This is a genomic window from Streptomyces sp. NBC_01006 (assembly GCF_045162725.1).
Classification (GTDB): Bacteria; Actinomycetota; Actinomycetes; order Streptomycetales; family Streptomycetaceae; genus Streptomyces.
The window spans coordinates 142,738-156,394 of the sequence record NZ_CP108701.1; the positions used below are offsets into that span (position 1 = coordinate 142,738).

Sequence of the window (13,657 nt, forward strand, 5' to 3'; positions counted from 1 at the left end):
CAGCTGCGGTCCCCGTAGTCAGCGGGTCGCCGGTTCGGGGGTTTGGGCTTCGGCTTTCCCCGGCGCGTGGCGGGGGGCGGTGGTCGCGGTCGCCAGAGCCGTGAAGGCCAGCATGACGGCGGCCGTGGCCACGAAGCCGGCGGTGAGGGAGACCCCGGCGAAGTGGCCGATCAGGGGCATCAGCGCGGTGGTGGCCAGGCCGATCGACAGCATGCGCAGGCTGGCCATCTTCGCCTTCTCCCCGTCGCCCGCGCGGCTCTGGAGGCTCGTCAGGAGCCAGGTGAGGGCCGAGAGGTTGGCGAAGCCGGCCGCGAGCAGGGCCGCCAGGTGCACGGCCGGCGCGGCGGACAGGCCCAGCGCCAGGGCCGCCGCGGCCTGGACGGCGCACCACAGCGGCAGCAGCGCGGCCCGCTGGGTGTGCCGGGTGAAGAAGGAGGAGGCGATCATGCCGAGGGCGAAGACCGCCTCCAGCAGGGAGACGTACTGGCCCCGGCCGCCGTAGTGCTCCGCCACCAGCGGGACGACCAGGGTGCTCACGCAGGACTGGAAGACGAAGTCGGCGGCGCACAGCACGATCACGCCGAGGACGGCGAGGTCGCCGCGGTAGCGGTGGAACATGGCCCGCCAGTCGTGCAGGGCCAGCGGCAGCGCCGTACGCAGCACCCCCGCGGCCGGGCCGCGCGGCTCGGGGGCCGTCGCCGGCAGGCCGCGTACGAGGACGGCGACGGCCAGGGCGACGGCGGTGTCCGCCAGCAGGGCGCCGGCCAGGGAGGTCCACAGGAGCAGCATGCCGAGCAGGGCCATGCCGGTCAGCGCCCCCACCTGGACGGCCACGTTGATCAGGGCGTTGAGCCGGGCCCGCCGGGCGGACTCGACGTGCCAGGCGGTGTACTTGAACAGGGCTGCGCGCTGGACGTTGTCCACGAAGGCCAGCAGGACGACGCCGGCGGCGATCAGCGCCACCGCGCCCGGCGGCCGGGTCAGCCCGGCCAGGGCGAGCCCGGCGACGGTGACGGCGCGGGCGAGGCTGCACGCGGTGTGCACGCGCCGCGAGTCGAGGGCGTCGACGAGGGGCCCGGAGAAGGGCAGGACGCAGACGGCGGCGGCGCCCTGGAGGGTGAGGGCGAGCGCGAAGGCCTGCGGGCTGCCGGTGAGCTCGTACAGGAGCTGCCCGAGGGCGAGCAGGTAGACGCCCATGCCGATGCCCAGGAGGGCGATGGAGGACAGCAGGGTGGGGACGGTGCGGTCGGGGGCGGGGGTGCGTACGCGCGTACGGTCGCCCGGCATCAGGCGTCCACCCGCCGGTCCACGACGGGGCGGATCTTGCCGCTGACCGGGTGGCGGTCGAGGGCGCCGGGGGCGTGGCATTCGACGCGGAAGTCGGCCGGGCCGGCGCCGTCCTCGTAGATCCGGGTGCCGGCGAGGAGCGGGAAGCGGTCGGCCAGGTGGGCGCGCAGGACCTCGGGGCGCAGCGGGCGGGGGGACTCGGTGCGCAGGGTGAGGGTGTCGCGGCCGTCCTGCGAGGTGATCTCGGCCTGGAGTTCGCTGACCCCGAACCCGGATACGGCGTCGAGGAGTTCGCCGTGCAGCAGGGCGGCGCCCATGAGGCGGACGACGCCGTCGGAGCGGCCGTGGTATTCGAGGGTGCGGCCGGAGATCCCGCAGGGGCAGTCGTGGTGCACGAAGCGGCCGCGGTCGCCGATGCGGTAGCGGATCAGCGGTCCCTCGCCCTTCTGGAAGGTGGTGGTCAGCAGCTCCCCCGCGGTGCCGTCGGGCAGGGGCCGGCCCCGGTCGTCGACGACCTCCAGGTAGTTGTAGTCGTCGTTGACGTGGTGGAGCATCCCGTCGAGGGCGGCGCACTGGTAGCCGAGCTGGGCGCCGTCGTTGGCGGCGAGGACGCTGGAGACGATGCGGGTGCCGAGGTGCTCGCGCAGCCAGGTGCGGTCGGCGCGGCCCATGGCCGTGCCGAGGTAGAGGACCTTCTCGATGCGCAGCAGCGGGTCCTGCCGGTACGCCTCCCGCAGCAGCGGGACGATGAGCGTCGGTACGCCGATGACGGCGTTGGCGCCGAAGCTGCGGGCGAGCATCAGCAGGGACTCGGGGGTGGCGGCCTGCGCGGTGGTGCAGCATTCCAGCGGCATCCGGCTGAACTCGGTGACGGTCGTGGTCAGTCCGCCGTAGAGGTCGCCGCCGAAGAGGGTGTTGACCAGGCGGTCGCCCGGCTCCAGCCCCATGGCGTAGAAGAGCGGGACGGCCTCGCGGACCATGTTGTCCCAGTCGGAGCGGGCGTAGACGATGTAGCGCGGCGTTCCGGTGGTGGAGCCGCTGCGCAGCACCTCGCCGGTGGGGCGGGCGCCGCTGGCGAAGCCGCGGCCGGCGGGCAGCGAGTGCGCGGCGAGGGCGGCCTTGTCGAGCACGGGCAGGCCGGGCAGGTCGTCCAGGGTGCGTACGGGCGGCAGGTCGCGGTAGTACGGGGACCTGCGGGCGCGGGCGGCGGTGTGGCGCAGCCGGGCGTCGAGGCGGCCGGTGCGGCGGGGGTCCTCGGCGGCGCGGGCGGCGGCGAGGGTGGTGCCGTGCAGGCGGGTGCGGCGGCTGAGGGCGGCGGTCCAGGCGGCGCGGCAGTCGCTGCGCAGCACCCCGGCGGTGAACGCGTCCTGCCCGGGCAGCGGCCGGCCGGCCGGGAACCGCGTCTCCAGCGGGTCGGGGCCGGCGGTGTCGGTGGTGGCGTACAGGGCCGGGTCCCAGCCGGGCGCGTCGTACCGGGCCGGGGCCCCGGCGGGGGCGGCGAGGGGCAGCAGGTCGGGTACGCGCAGCGGGGTGCCGGGCGCGGCCGCGGGGGTGGTGCGGGCGGTGGTGCCGGCCACGGCCGCGGAGGCCTCACGGGCGGGGGCGTCGGCCGGAGCGACGGGGACGTCCCGGGCGGTGGCGCCGGGCGCGGCCGCGGGGGCGGTGCGGGCGGTGGGCAGGGGTAGTCCGGGGCGGTGGAGCAGGGCGGTGAGCTCCCGCCAGAAGGCGGGGTCCGCGGTGCGCACGGTGACGTGGTTGCCGGTGGCCCAGGCGAGCAGGAGACCGCGCAGGGTGGTGCCGGGGCGGTGGTCGTCGAGGACGACCGTGCCGACGGGCCGCAGCTCGTCGACGTCGTTGGTGTCGGTGAGGGGCTGCCAGGGGTACTGGGCGAGGCCGCCGAGGAGCTCGTCGAGCCCGTCGGCGAACTCCTCGCCGGCCCCGAAGAGCGGGCGCAGGGCCGTCAGTCCGTGCGCGTCGAGCAGTTCGTCGAGCCCGGATCCGGGCCGGTCGGCCTCCTCCAGCGCGAGCAGGAGGTCGGTCGGGTAGTACCGCACGGCCCGCACGGCTCCGGCTCCGCCCGCGCACGCGCCCACTGCGGGCGCGGCCGCAGGTGGCACAGGTGCGGTGAGCGCGGCCGGCGCCACCGCAACGGCAGGTTTCACAAGCGCCGCAGGCGCCCCGGCCACGACAGGTGCCCCGGGAGGCATGGGCGTGGCGGGTGCCGCGGGCACCGCGGGCGTGGCCGGAGGAGCAGGGGCGGCGGGGGCGGTCATGCGGCCTCCTCGGAGGGGGTTGCGGCGGCTTGGGCGCAGGAGTGGAGGTAGGCGCGCAGGACGTCCGGGTCGGCGTGGGAGGCCTCGACGGCCAGCGGTACGAGCCACTCCTGGTAGGTGATGTGACGGGCCGCCGGGGTGCCGGGCGGGAGGGTGTGGATCCGGTCGGCGCAGGGGTGGTCGAGCAGGTGCGCGGGGAGGGCCACGGTGTGCGGGCGGTCGGCGGGCAGGTGGTGTCCGGGGACGACGAGCCAGCCGTGGTAGCGCCCGCTGGGGGTGTCCGGGGCGGGCCGGGGCAGGCCCAGCCGCAGGGCGATCTCGTAGGAGGGCAGGTGGATGCCGGTGTGCCGCAGGTGGGCGTCGACGACCCCGGCTCCGCCCATCCGGTTGGCCACCTCCAGGAAGACGAGCTCCCCCCGCGGGGTCTCGAAGAATTCGAGGTGGACGGTGCCGCAGTCGATGCCGAGGGCGGCGACGGTGCGGCGGGCGAGGTCCTCGTACCGCTCGTCGGGGGGCAGTTGGTGGGAGCCGAGCGGGGTGCCCGCGGCGTAGTCGGCGGGCTTGCCCACGTACCGGCTGGTGACGCTGTGGACGAGGACCCCGTCCTGGACGAGGCCGTCGGTGTGCAGGATGTCGCCCTCGACGTACTCCTCCAGCTCGTACGCCGCCGGCTCGGCCAGCGCGCGGTGCGCGGCCAGGGCGCGGCGGGCGCCGGGGAAGACGCGGACGCCCTCGCTGCACGTGCCGCGGCGCGGCTTGAGGACGGTGGCCCCGGACCAGGGCAGCAGGGCATCGCGCGCGGGCGCGGCCGCGAAGCGGGGGGTGCGGATCCCGGAGCCGGCGAGCGCCTGCTTCATGCGGACCTTGTCGTGGGCCAGTTCGGCCTGCTCGGGGGTGGGTCCGGGCAGTCCGAGGTGGCCGCGGACCCGGCAGACGGCGAGGACGCCGAACTCGGAGAGGGACAGCACCGCTTCGTAGCCGTCGGCGGGTGAGGTGCGGGCGATGACGCCCGCGGCGAAGTCCTCGTCGGCCGGGACGGGCAGCCGCCGGGCGGGCAGGTCGGCGGGCAGATCGGCCAGCCGGTCGGCGTGTCCCGCGTAGGTCACGTCGTGGCGCCGGTGGTCGAGGGCCCGGTCGTAGCCGGCCTTGCGGTACGGCAGCTGGTGAAGGACGAGGATCTTCATGCCTGACGCTCCAAGGGGACTGCCGTCCGCGGCGCGGGGGCGGCGGGAAAAACCCTTGTTCAGCCGCCGGGGCGGGGTCAACGCGGCACGTGCGGGAATGGCGATGCGGGCGATCGGCCTTTCCGATCGCCCTTTTCGATCGCCCGCCCCCGCGGCCCCGGCCCCGTCCGGACCCCGCCCCTGACCTCGGACATCGAATTCTTCGATGGCGGCGATAGCGGTTCTCCATCGGCGACGCGTTGAATCGGCGCGGGCAGCGCCACGAGGATCGGTGTACCGCCTGCGCCGATCCGCCACCCGGGGGTGTCCCATGCCGAAGTACCGCAGCCGCTCGGGGAAGTTCGTCGTCTCCGGGGTCTCGTCCGACGCCCACACCTGGAACCTGGTGTTCCTCCAGCTGATGCTGGAGGAGCGCGGCCACGAGGTGGTCAACCTCGGCGCCTGCCCGCCCGACGACGAGGTCGTCGAGGCCTGCCTGCGCGAGCGCCCGGACGCCCTGGTGGTCAGCACCGTCAACGGGCACGGCCACATGGACGGCGCCCGGCTCGTACGGACCCTGCGGGCGCACCCGGACCTGACGGAGCTGCGCGCGGTGATCGGCGGCAAGCTCGGCGTGGACGGCGCGGCCGACGGCCACGTGGACGCGCTGGTGGCGGCGGGCTACGACGCTGTCTTCGCCTCCGAGCACGGGCTGGAGGAGTTCGCGGACTTCCTCAGGGAGCTGCGCCCCCGTCGGCGCGCGCCCGCGGAGCCGGTCGCATGACCGGGCCCGCCGCCGCCGGCACGGGCCGGTTCGCGGCGCACGTGCGACGGGCCCGGGAGTCCGGGTCGCTGGTCGTGCAGCCGCGGATGGGCTTCGCCGGCGCGCGCCGGATGCGGGAGGGGCTGCGTGCGGTGCGTGACGTCGCGGCGCCCACGGCGGGCACCGTCACCGTGGACAGCTACACCCGGGTCGGGGAGTACGCGCGGGCACTGGAGGCGCTGCGCTACGGGGCGGAGTTGAACGGCTTCCCCCTCGTGGCCCACGGGGCGGAAGGTACGCGTGAGGTACTGAAGGGGCTGGCTTCGGCGAGCTTCCCGGTCCAGGTGCGGCACGGCTCGGCGCTGGCCGGGCGCCTGGTGGCGACGGCCTGCGCGGCCGGTGCGGACGCCACCGAGGGCGGCCCGGTCTCGTACTGCCTGCCCTACGGCCGGGTACCGCTGCGGGACTCGGTGCGCGCCTGGGCGCACTGCTGCGAGCTGATCGCGGCGCGCGAGGAGCCGATGCACCTGGAGACCTTCGGCGGCGGCATGCTGGGCCAGCTGTGCCCGCCCTCGGTGCTGGTGGCGCTCAGCGTGCTGGAGGCGCTGTTCTTCCGCGAGCACGGGGTGCGCTCCCTCTCCCTCAGCTACGCCCAGCAGACGCACCCCGGGCAGGACCTGGAGGCGCTCGCCGCGCTGCACCGGCTCGCCGCGGAGCGGCTGGACGGCGGCCCGGACGGCACGGTCGGCCCTGACTGGCACGTGGTGCTGTACACGTTCATGGGGGTCTTCCCGCGCTCGGCGGCGGGCGCCTTCCGGCTCCTGGAGGAGAGCGCGCGCCTCGCGGTACGCGGCGGGGCCGCCCGGCTGGTGGTCAAGACGCCCGCGGAGGCGCACCGGATCCCGACCCTGGACGAGAACGTGGCCGCGCTGGAGTTCGCCGCGGCCGTGGCCGCCGACGAGCGGGGCCGTACGCGTACGCGGCCGGTGGCCGTTCCGGGCCTCTTCGGCGTGTACGAGGAGGCCGCGCTGCTCGTGGACTGCGTGCTGGAGCAGGCGCCGACGGTGGGCGAAGCCCTGCTGCGGTCGTTCGCGACGGGGCTGCTGGACGTGCCGTACTGCCTGCACCCGGACAACGCGAACCGGGCGCGGGCCGTGGTGGACCCCTGGGGGGCGCTGCGCTGGGCGGACCCGGGGCGCGTCCCGCTCCCCCGGCGGGCCCGGCGCGGCGCAGCCGCGGCCGCGGACGCGGCGGTCGGCTCCCGGCAGCTGCTGGACATGCTCGGCTTCAACGAGCGCCGCTTCGACGCGGAGGACGTGCTGGGCCGCCGGCTCGGCGACGGAGCGGCGGCATGAGCGCCGACCGGGCGGGCGCGAAGGGCCGGGCGGACTCCGGGGCGGGCGCCGGGCCGACGCTGGCCGCCGTGCGCTCGTACGGGGCGCTGCGCGCGGTGGTCAGCCGCGGCGTGCCGGGGCTGTCGGCGCGCTCGGCGCGGGGCGTGTGGTCGGGCCTGGACACGGACGTGGCCCGGGCGGTGGCCGCGGCCGCGCTGGGCGACGCCGACGCGGTGGAGTGGGTGCCCGCCGATCCGGCGGACCGGCTCGCCGTACTGGCGGCGGGCGGCGCGGAGCTGACGGTGGCCAACGCCACCTGGACGATGGGCCGCGAGGCGGCCTGGCCCGTCCTGTTCGCCGCGGTGACCTGCTACGACGGCGAAGGCTTCCTGGTCCGCGCGGCGGACGGGGTCAGCGGCCCGGCCGCTCTGGCGGGCCGCGAGCTCGCGGTGCAGGCGGGCACCACGAGCGCCGCCAACCTGGCCGCCTGGTACGGCCCGAGGGGCCTCGCGGTCCGCGTACGGGAGTACCCGACGCCCGCGGCCGCGCTGGCCGGCTACGCCGACGGCGGGTGCGCCGCGCTGGTGCTGGACCGGGTGGCACTGGCCGGGCAGCGGGCGCTGCTTCCCGTACCCGCGGAGCACACGGTCCTCGCGGAGACGATCTCACGCGAGCCGATGGCCGCCGCGGTCCGCGAGGACGACCCGGGCTGGCTGCGGCTGTGCCGGTGGGTGGTGAACCTGCTGCTCGCCGCCGAGCACGAGGTGGCGCGGGCCGGGCCCGGGGACGGGAACCGCGCCGCGGCCCTGGAGCGGGTGGCCGGGGCGGCGGGCCGGCACGGGCCGGCCGCCGGGCTGGACCCGCGGTGGGCCGCCCGCGTCCTGGCCGCCGTCGGCACCTACGCGGACGTGTACGAGCGCGCGCTCGGCCCGGCCTCCGGGCTGGACGTGCCGCGCGGCCTCAACGAGCTGTGGACCGGTGGTGGTCTGCACTACCCGGTTCCCCTGTACTGAACGATCGAGATCGGAGATTCGTGTGACCCTCGTCAGCGACCCCTCAGCGCCCCGCATCGCCATCATCGGGGCGACCGGCGCGGTCGGCGGCACCCTCGTCGAGCTGTTCGAGGAGCGGGGGCTGCCCTACCGCGAGCTGTACCTGGTGGCCTCGCCGCGCTCCGCCGGCCGGGAGGTGTGCGTCGCGGGCCGCTACTACACCGTGCGGGACCTGGAGGAGTTCGACTTCGGCTCGGTGGACCTGGCCTTCTTCTCGGCCGGTACGGCGGTCAGCGAGCGGTGGGTGCCGCGCGCCACGGCCGCTGGCGCCCTCGTCATCGACAACACCCGCGCCTTCCGCATGGACCCGGCGACCCCGCTGGTGGTCCCGCAGGTCAACGGGGCGGAGCTGGACCGGCGGCCGGACGGCGGTACGGTCGCCAACCCGAACTGCTCGACCATCCCGCTGGTGCGGCTGCTGGACGCGGTCGGCCGGCGCTGGGGGCTGCGCCGGGTCGTGGTGAGCACGTACCAGGCGGCGTCGGGGCTGGGGCACTCGGGGATCGAGGAGCTCCAGGAGGCGAGCGCGCTGGCGCTCCAGGACCCGGGCGCCGAACCGCTGTCGAAGCGGTTCACCCCCTCGCTGGCGTTCAACGTGCTGCCGCAGATCGACGAGGTGCTGGAGAGCGGCTTCACCCGCGAGGAGGAGAAGCTGCTGCACGAGTCGCGGCGGATCCTGGGCCAGCCGGGGCTGGACGTGACCGCGACCTGCGTACGGGTGCCGGTGGTCAACGGGCACTCGGAGTCGGTGTGGGTGGAGTGCGCCGGTGAGGTCGAGCGCGGTGAACTCGTCGCGCTGCTCGGCGCGCTGCCCGAGGTGAGCGTGTACGACGGACCGCAGGCCCTGCCTCCGGTGCCGGCCGCCCTGGAGGACCCGGACCGGGTGCACGTGGGCCGGATCCGCGTCTCGCCGAACGACCCGCGGGGGTTCTGGCTGTGGCTGGTCGCCGACAACCTGCGGGTGGGCGCGGCGCTGAACGCGGTGCAGATCGCGGAGCAACTCCTGGCCCGGGGCACGCTGTGAGCGGGGCGCGGGTCCTGAAGTTCGGCGGGTCGAGTTTCGCCGGGCCGGACGGGTACGAGCGCGTCGCGGACGCGGTCGGCCGCCGGCTGCGGGAGGAGCGCGGCCCGCTGGCCGTGGTGGTGAGCGCGGGGCCGGGCGAGACGGAGGCCCTGCGGGAGCGGCTGCTGGGCATCGATCCGCATCCCGAGGACGAGACCCTGGCCGGGCTGCTGACGCTGGCCGACACGGCGGGCGCCCAGCTGCTGGCCGCGGCCCTGCACCGGGCGGGCATCGGTTCGGCGGTGCTGGCCGGGCAGCAGCTGGGCCTGGTCTCGGACTCGTTGTTCGCGCGGGCCCGGCTCGTCCACACGGACCCGGGGGCGCTGACCGCGGCCCTGGCCGGCCACGAGGTGGTGGTCGTACCGGGCGGGCAGGCCGTGGACGCGCGGGGCCGGCCGACCTGGCTCGGCAAGAACAGCTCGGACCTGTCGGCGGTGGCGGTGGCCGCGGCCGTCGGCGCGCGCACGTGCGAGATCCACTCGGACGTGGACGGCATCTACAGCGCGGACCCGCACCTGGTGCCGGGGGCGCGGCTGCTGCCGCTGGTCTCGTACGACACGGCCTCGCTGCTGTCGCTGCACGGCGCGAAGGTGATCCACCGGCGGGCCGTCGAGATGGCCCGCAAGTGCGGCGTGGAGCTCGTACTGCGGCACGGACGGCCGCCGTTCGCGCACGGTACCCGGGTGGGCGCGGCGGGCGAACCGGTGTCCGCCGTCGTCCTCAACCGGCGCTCCGCCGCCCTGCGGTACGGCAGCGAGGCCGCCGCCGACCGGGCGTACGCGGCGCTGCGCGCGGCGAACGCGGACGCCGTGCGGCTGGCCGAGGGCCCGCTGGTCGTGGCCGTCGGCGGGTTCCTGGACCTCCCGGAGTTCCACCGCCGCCGGGGCCTTTCCCCCGGGTCGGGCGCGGGCGTACCGGTGACGGTGCTGCGCGGCCCGGTGGCGACCACGCACCTGGCGGCCGACGCGGAGGGGGCCGTGGCCCTCGCGCGGCGGCTGCACGGCACGTTCGAGAACGGCCCGGCCTCCCGCGCCCGGCCCCTGAGACTCGCAGGAGTGTGATGCACATGACCATGACCGTCGCCGACATCCTGGGCGTACGGCCGGACAGCGGCTCCGCGCTCGCCGTCTGGGACCTGCCCGACTCCGTGCGCGAGGCGGTGGGCCGGGACCTGGCCCGGCTGGCCGACCCGGCCGCGGACCTCGACTGGGCCACGGCCCGCTGCCACCAGGTCTTCGCCCAGCTGCCGACCGAACTGCTGCGCCGGCTCCTGGACTTCGGCCGGCACCCCGACACGCCGGGGGTCGCGCTGGTCGGGAACCTGCCGCAGGACGCCCTGCTGCCGCCCACCCCGCTCGACGGCGGTCCGAGCCCGGCGAAGGGGACCTTCGTCGCCGAGGGGGTGCTGCTGGGGCTGAGCGGACTGCTGGGCGAGCCGGTGGGGATGCTCACCGAGAAGGACGGCCGGATCGTCCACGACGTGGTGCCCGTCCCGGGCGGCGAGCACACCCAGACCAACCAGGGTTCGCGGGCCTTCCTGAACTTCCACAGCGACATCGTCCACGACCCGGCGGGCCGCTACGACCTGGCCAACCCCGACTTCCTGGTGCTGAACTGCCTGCGCGCGGACCACGACGGCGAGGCCGTGACGTACTACGCGGACGCCCGCGACATCGCGGCCTCCCTGGGCGACGACGTGCTGACGACGCTGCGCAGCCCGCTGTTCCGGCTGAACGCCCCCGGCGGCTACACCCGGGCCCACGCGGGCGGCCGCGAGGTGCTCTCCGACCCGGTGCCCCTCATCGGCGGCGCGGCGGCCTTCCCGGAGATCACCGTGGCGGCCAACGGGGTGCGCCCGATGACCACCGCGGCGGGCACGGCGCTGCTGCGGCTCCAGGAGGTCTGCCGCTCGGTGGCGCAGCCCGTGCGGCTGCGGCCCGGCCAGGCCCTGCTGGTCAACAACCGCAAGGGCGTGCACGCCCGTTCGGTGTTCACCCCCCGCTACGACGGGCTGGACCGCTGGGTCCAGCGCACCTACGTACGGCGCAGCCTGTGGACCATCCGCCACCGCGCCTCGCCGACCGCCCGCCGCGTCCACCTGTGAGCCCCCTCAGGCGGCCGCCGCGGCCGCGGCCGCCGGCCGGTAGTACTCGGACATGAAGGCGACCGTCTGCTCGACGAACAGGCGCATCTCCCGCGACAGCTGCTTGCCGCGCCGCCAGGCGAGCTGGGTGAACACCTCGAAGGGCGGCTCCCAGTCGAGGACGGCGAGCTGGCCGCTCTCCACCGCCTCGGCCACCGTCATCGTCGGCAGCAGGCTGATGCCGAGGCCCGCGGCCACGCCCCGCTTGATGGACTCGATGTTGCCGAACTCCAGGAAGGAGACCGGCTCCCCCGAGCCGTCGTTCAGCTCGGCCTCGAACAGCTCGCGGTAGGCGCAGCCGGCCTCGGGGGCGAGGACGGCGGCCGTGCGCAGGTCCTGCGTCTTCAGGCCGCGGGCCAGCGCCAGGGGGTGGTCGGGAGCGGCCACCACGGCCAGCGGCTCGGAGCCCAGTACGGCGGTCTGCACCCCGGAGTGCTCCGTCTCGGCCTCCATCAGGAAGCCCAGGTCGAAGGAGCCCTGGCGCAGCGAGTGGCAGGTCTCGGCGCACAGGCTGGGGCGGAGCACCAGCTGGAGCAGCGGGTAGCGGTGGTGGAAGTACTCCAGGACGGGGGGCATCCGGTAGGAGATCAGGCTCTCCATGGTGCCGATGGTCAGGACCCCGGAGGGGTCTCCCAGGCCGGCCGTCACCCCCCGCGCCTCGTCGGCGAGGGAGAGGATCTGCTCCGCGTACGGCATCAGGCGCTCACCGGCCGGGGTGAGCTGGATCTTGCCCCGGAGGCGTTCGAAGAGCTCGACGCCCAGGGAGATCTCCAATCCCTTGATCTGCGCGGTGACGCTGGACTGGGCGTACTTGAGCTCGGTGGCCGCCCGCGTGAAGCTGAGCAGTGTCGCCACCCGGTGGAAAGTCGTCAGCTGTCGGATGTCCACGTGGTCTCCCGCGGGTTCGAGGCCGGTCCCCGGTGTGCGGTCCGGTCAGCCCCAGCCCATGTCGTCGCCCGTGCCCGTGCCGGTGCCGGTGCCGGTGCCGCCGGTGCCCGTGCCGGGGGCCGGCTGGGTGGCGGCCGGCGCGATGGGCCCGTCGGCCAGGACCGTGGCGGTCGCGGCGCCGCCGGCCGGCAGGACGAACAGGGCGGCGAGGGCGAGGGCGGCGGTCTTGGCGGCGATCGGGGCGAAGCGGGCGCGGAGCATGAGCGGTCCCATCCAGGAGTCGGGGTGAGGTTCTCGAACTCCCCTTTCACGTCCCGCGGTTGACGTGGTTCGGGGGGCTTGTGCCGAGTTGTGCGGCGGCTGTTTTCCGCCGTGCCTCAAGCATCCTTCGAGCGGTGGGTGCAGGTGAAGGGAAACCGGGTGGCCTGATTGGGCCCTGGCCCCTTCAGTCCACTGGCGGGATCCCGGTGGCGCGGGGCCGCGCCGGGTGGTTTCATCCCCTCGATCGGCAGCTTGCCGTTTGGCATGATCGGGGCGGAGCGACCAGCCCACCGCTCTGTTCAGCAGGGGGATCCAGTGCTTGAGTCATTGGGGTTGGACGGGCCCACAGAATCCGTCTACCGCACCATGCTCGCCCATCCGGGGGACGACGCGACCGCGTTGGCGAAACGGTTGGGCTGGACCGAAGAGGACATCCGCCGCGCCTGGGGGCGGCTGGCCGAGCTGTGCCTGGTGGTCCACGACCGGGCCGACTTCCCGGACCATCCGCGCGCGGTCAGCCCCGAGCTGGGGCTGGAACACCTGCTGGCCCGCCAGCAGGCGGAGTTCGCGGCGCACCGGCAGCGCATCGCCGCCTCGCGGGCGGCCGCCTCCCAGCTCATCTCGGAGTACGCCGGTCTGCAGCCGGCCGCCGCGCACACGGGAGTCGAGCACCTCAACGGGGTGGAGCAGATACGGGCCCGGCTGGCCCGGTTCACCAACGAGGTGGAACAGGAGGTGATGGCCTTCGTGCCCGACGGCGGGCAGAGCGAGGAGAACATGGCCGCCGCCCGGCCCTTGAACGAGCGCCTGCTCAAGCGCGGGGTGGTGATGCGCACGATCTACGTCGACGCGGTCCGCAACAGCCCGCCGACGGTGGAGCACGTGAACTGGCTGACCGGCCAGGGCGGCCAGGTGCGCACGGTGGCCGTCCTCCCGACCCGGATGACGATCCTGGACCGCAAGACCGCGATCATCCCCCTCGACAGCGAGGACAGCCTGGCGGGGGCGGTGGTGCTGACCGGCCAGGGGACGCTGACCGCGCTGTGCACTCTCTTCGAGAGCGTGTGGGACCAGGCGCAGCCGTTCGGCGAGGCCACCTCGCCCCGCGGGAGCGACGAGGACCTGAGCCGGCAGGAGGCCGCCGTGCTGCGGCTGCTGGCCGAGGGGCACACGGACGAGGGGATCGCCAAGCGGCTGGGGGTCTCGCACCGTACCGCCCGCCGGATCGCGACGGTCCTGATGGAGCGGCTCGGAGCGCGGAGCCGGTTCGAGGCCGGCGTCCGCGCGGTCCGCTGCGGCTGGCTCCCGTACGAGCCGTAGCCCGAAGGGGAGTTGGAGCCCCCTGGCCGGTACCGGCCGGGGGGCTCCAACTCCCGTTCGGGGGTGGCGGCCGCCGGTCCGGGGCGGGAGGGGACCCGCACCGGCCCGGG

General features: G+C 75.6%; 12 protein-coding genes. 7 read left to right on the plus strand and 5 right to left on the minus strand.

All coding sequences use genetic code 11. From position 1 onward, the window contains the following. Nucleotides 1–18: 18 nt before the first annotated feature. The 3 genes from OG509_RS40500 to OG509_RS40510 all read right to left on the minus strand — a co-directional run bounded on the left by OG509_RS40500 (nt 19) and on the right by OG509_RS40510 (nt 4,744). Nucleotides 19–1,287: an MFS transporter gene (locus OG509_RS40500; RefSeq protein ID WP_331741890.1), complete on the minus strand. Its 1,269-nt coding sequence runs from the start codon at nt 1,285–1,287 to the stop codon at nt 19–21. Continuing rightward, complete coding sequence (locus tag OG509_RS40505) at nt 1,287–3,350, minus strand: phenylacetate--CoA ligase family protein (RefSeq protein WP_331741893.1); 2,064 nt, start codon at nt 3,348–3,350, stop codon at nt 1,287–1,289. The genes OG509_RS40500 and OG509_RS40505 overlap by 1 nt, the downstream gene beginning before the upstream one ends. 206 nt (nt 3,351–3,556) lie before the next feature. Then, nucleotides 3,557–4,744 carry a hypothetical protein gene (locus OG509_RS40510; RefSeq protein WP_331741896.1) on the minus strand — a complete coding sequence of 396 codons (1,188 nt, stop codon included), beginning with the start codon at nt 4,742–4,744 and terminating at the stop codon, nt 3,557–3,559. A gap of 310 nt (nt 4,745–5,054) precedes the next feature. On the opposite strand from OG509_RS40510, the gene OG509_RS40515 reads away from it, so the two are divergent. From OG509_RS40515 to OG509_RS40540, 6 genes are read left to right on the plus strand one after another with little or no spacing between them, the layout of a single operon-like run. After that, entirely contained in the window at nt 5,055–5,507 is a 453-nt protein-coding gene (locus OG509_RS40515) for a cobalamin-dependent protein (protein WP_331741899.1), read from the plus strand. Beyond that, nucleotides 5,504–6,841 (plus strand): methylaspartate mutase, encoded by a 1,338-nt coding sequence (locus tag OG509_RS40520; protein WP_331741902.1) that lies wholly within the window; start codon nt 5,504–5,506, stop codon nt 6,839–6,841. Before OG509_RS40515 ends, OG509_RS40520 begins: the two co-directional genes overlap by 4 nt. Next, nucleotides 6,838–7,833 carry a transporter substrate-binding domain-containing protein gene (locus tag OG509_RS40525; RefSeq protein ID WP_331741905.1) on the plus strand — a complete coding sequence of 332 codons (996 nt, stop codon included), beginning with the start codon at nt 6,838–6,840 and terminating at the stop codon, nt 7,831–7,833. Before OG509_RS40520 ends, OG509_RS40525 begins: the two co-directional genes overlap by 4 nt. A 22-nt stretch (nt 7,834–7,855) precedes the next feature. Then, nucleotides 7,856–8,896 (plus strand): aspartate-semialdehyde dehydrogenase, encoded by a 1,041-nt coding sequence (locus OG509_RS40530; RefSeq protein WP_331741908.1) that lies wholly within the window; start codon nt 7,856–7,858, stop codon nt 8,894–8,896. After that, entirely contained in the window at nt 8,893–9,996 is a 1,104-nt protein-coding gene (locus OG509_RS40535) for an aspartate kinase (RefSeq protein ID WP_331741911.1), read from the plus strand. The genes OG509_RS40530 and OG509_RS40535 overlap by 4 nt, the downstream gene beginning before the upstream one ends. A gap of 11 nt (nt 9,997–10,007) precedes the next feature. Next, nucleotides 10,008–11,039, plus strand: a complete 1,032-nt coding sequence (locus OG509_RS40540) for an oxygenase (RefSeq protein WP_406187933.1) — start codon at nt 10,008–10,010, stop codon at nt 11,037–11,039. A gap of 6 nt (nt 11,040–11,045) precedes the next feature. On the opposite strand, the gene OG509_RS40545 is transcribed toward OG509_RS40540, so the two are convergent. Together OG509_RS40545 and OG509_RS40550 are read right to left on the minus strand one after the other, a co-directional pair. Next, nucleotides 11,046–11,966 carry a LysR family transcriptional regulator gene (locus OG509_RS40545; protein ID WP_331741914.1) on the minus strand — a complete coding sequence of 307 codons (921 nt, stop codon included), beginning with the start codon at nt 11,964–11,966 and terminating at the stop codon, nt 11,046–11,048. A gap of 45 nt (nt 11,967–12,011) precedes the next feature. After that, nucleotides 12,012–12,227, minus strand: coding sequence for a hypothetical protein (locus OG509_RS40550; protein ID WP_331741917.1), 216 nt, complete (start codon nt 12,225–12,227; stop codon nt 12,012–12,014). A 315-nt stretch (nt 12,228–12,542) separates the two neighbouring features. Between OG509_RS40550 and OG509_RS40555 the strand changes: the two genes are divergently transcribed. After that, nucleotides 12,543–13,547 (plus strand): helix-turn-helix transcriptional regulator, encoded by a 1,005-nt coding sequence (locus OG509_RS40555; RefSeq protein WP_331741920.1) that lies wholly within the window; start codon nt 12,543–12,545, stop codon nt 13,545–13,547. Nucleotides 13,548–13,657 lie beyond the last annotated feature (110 nt).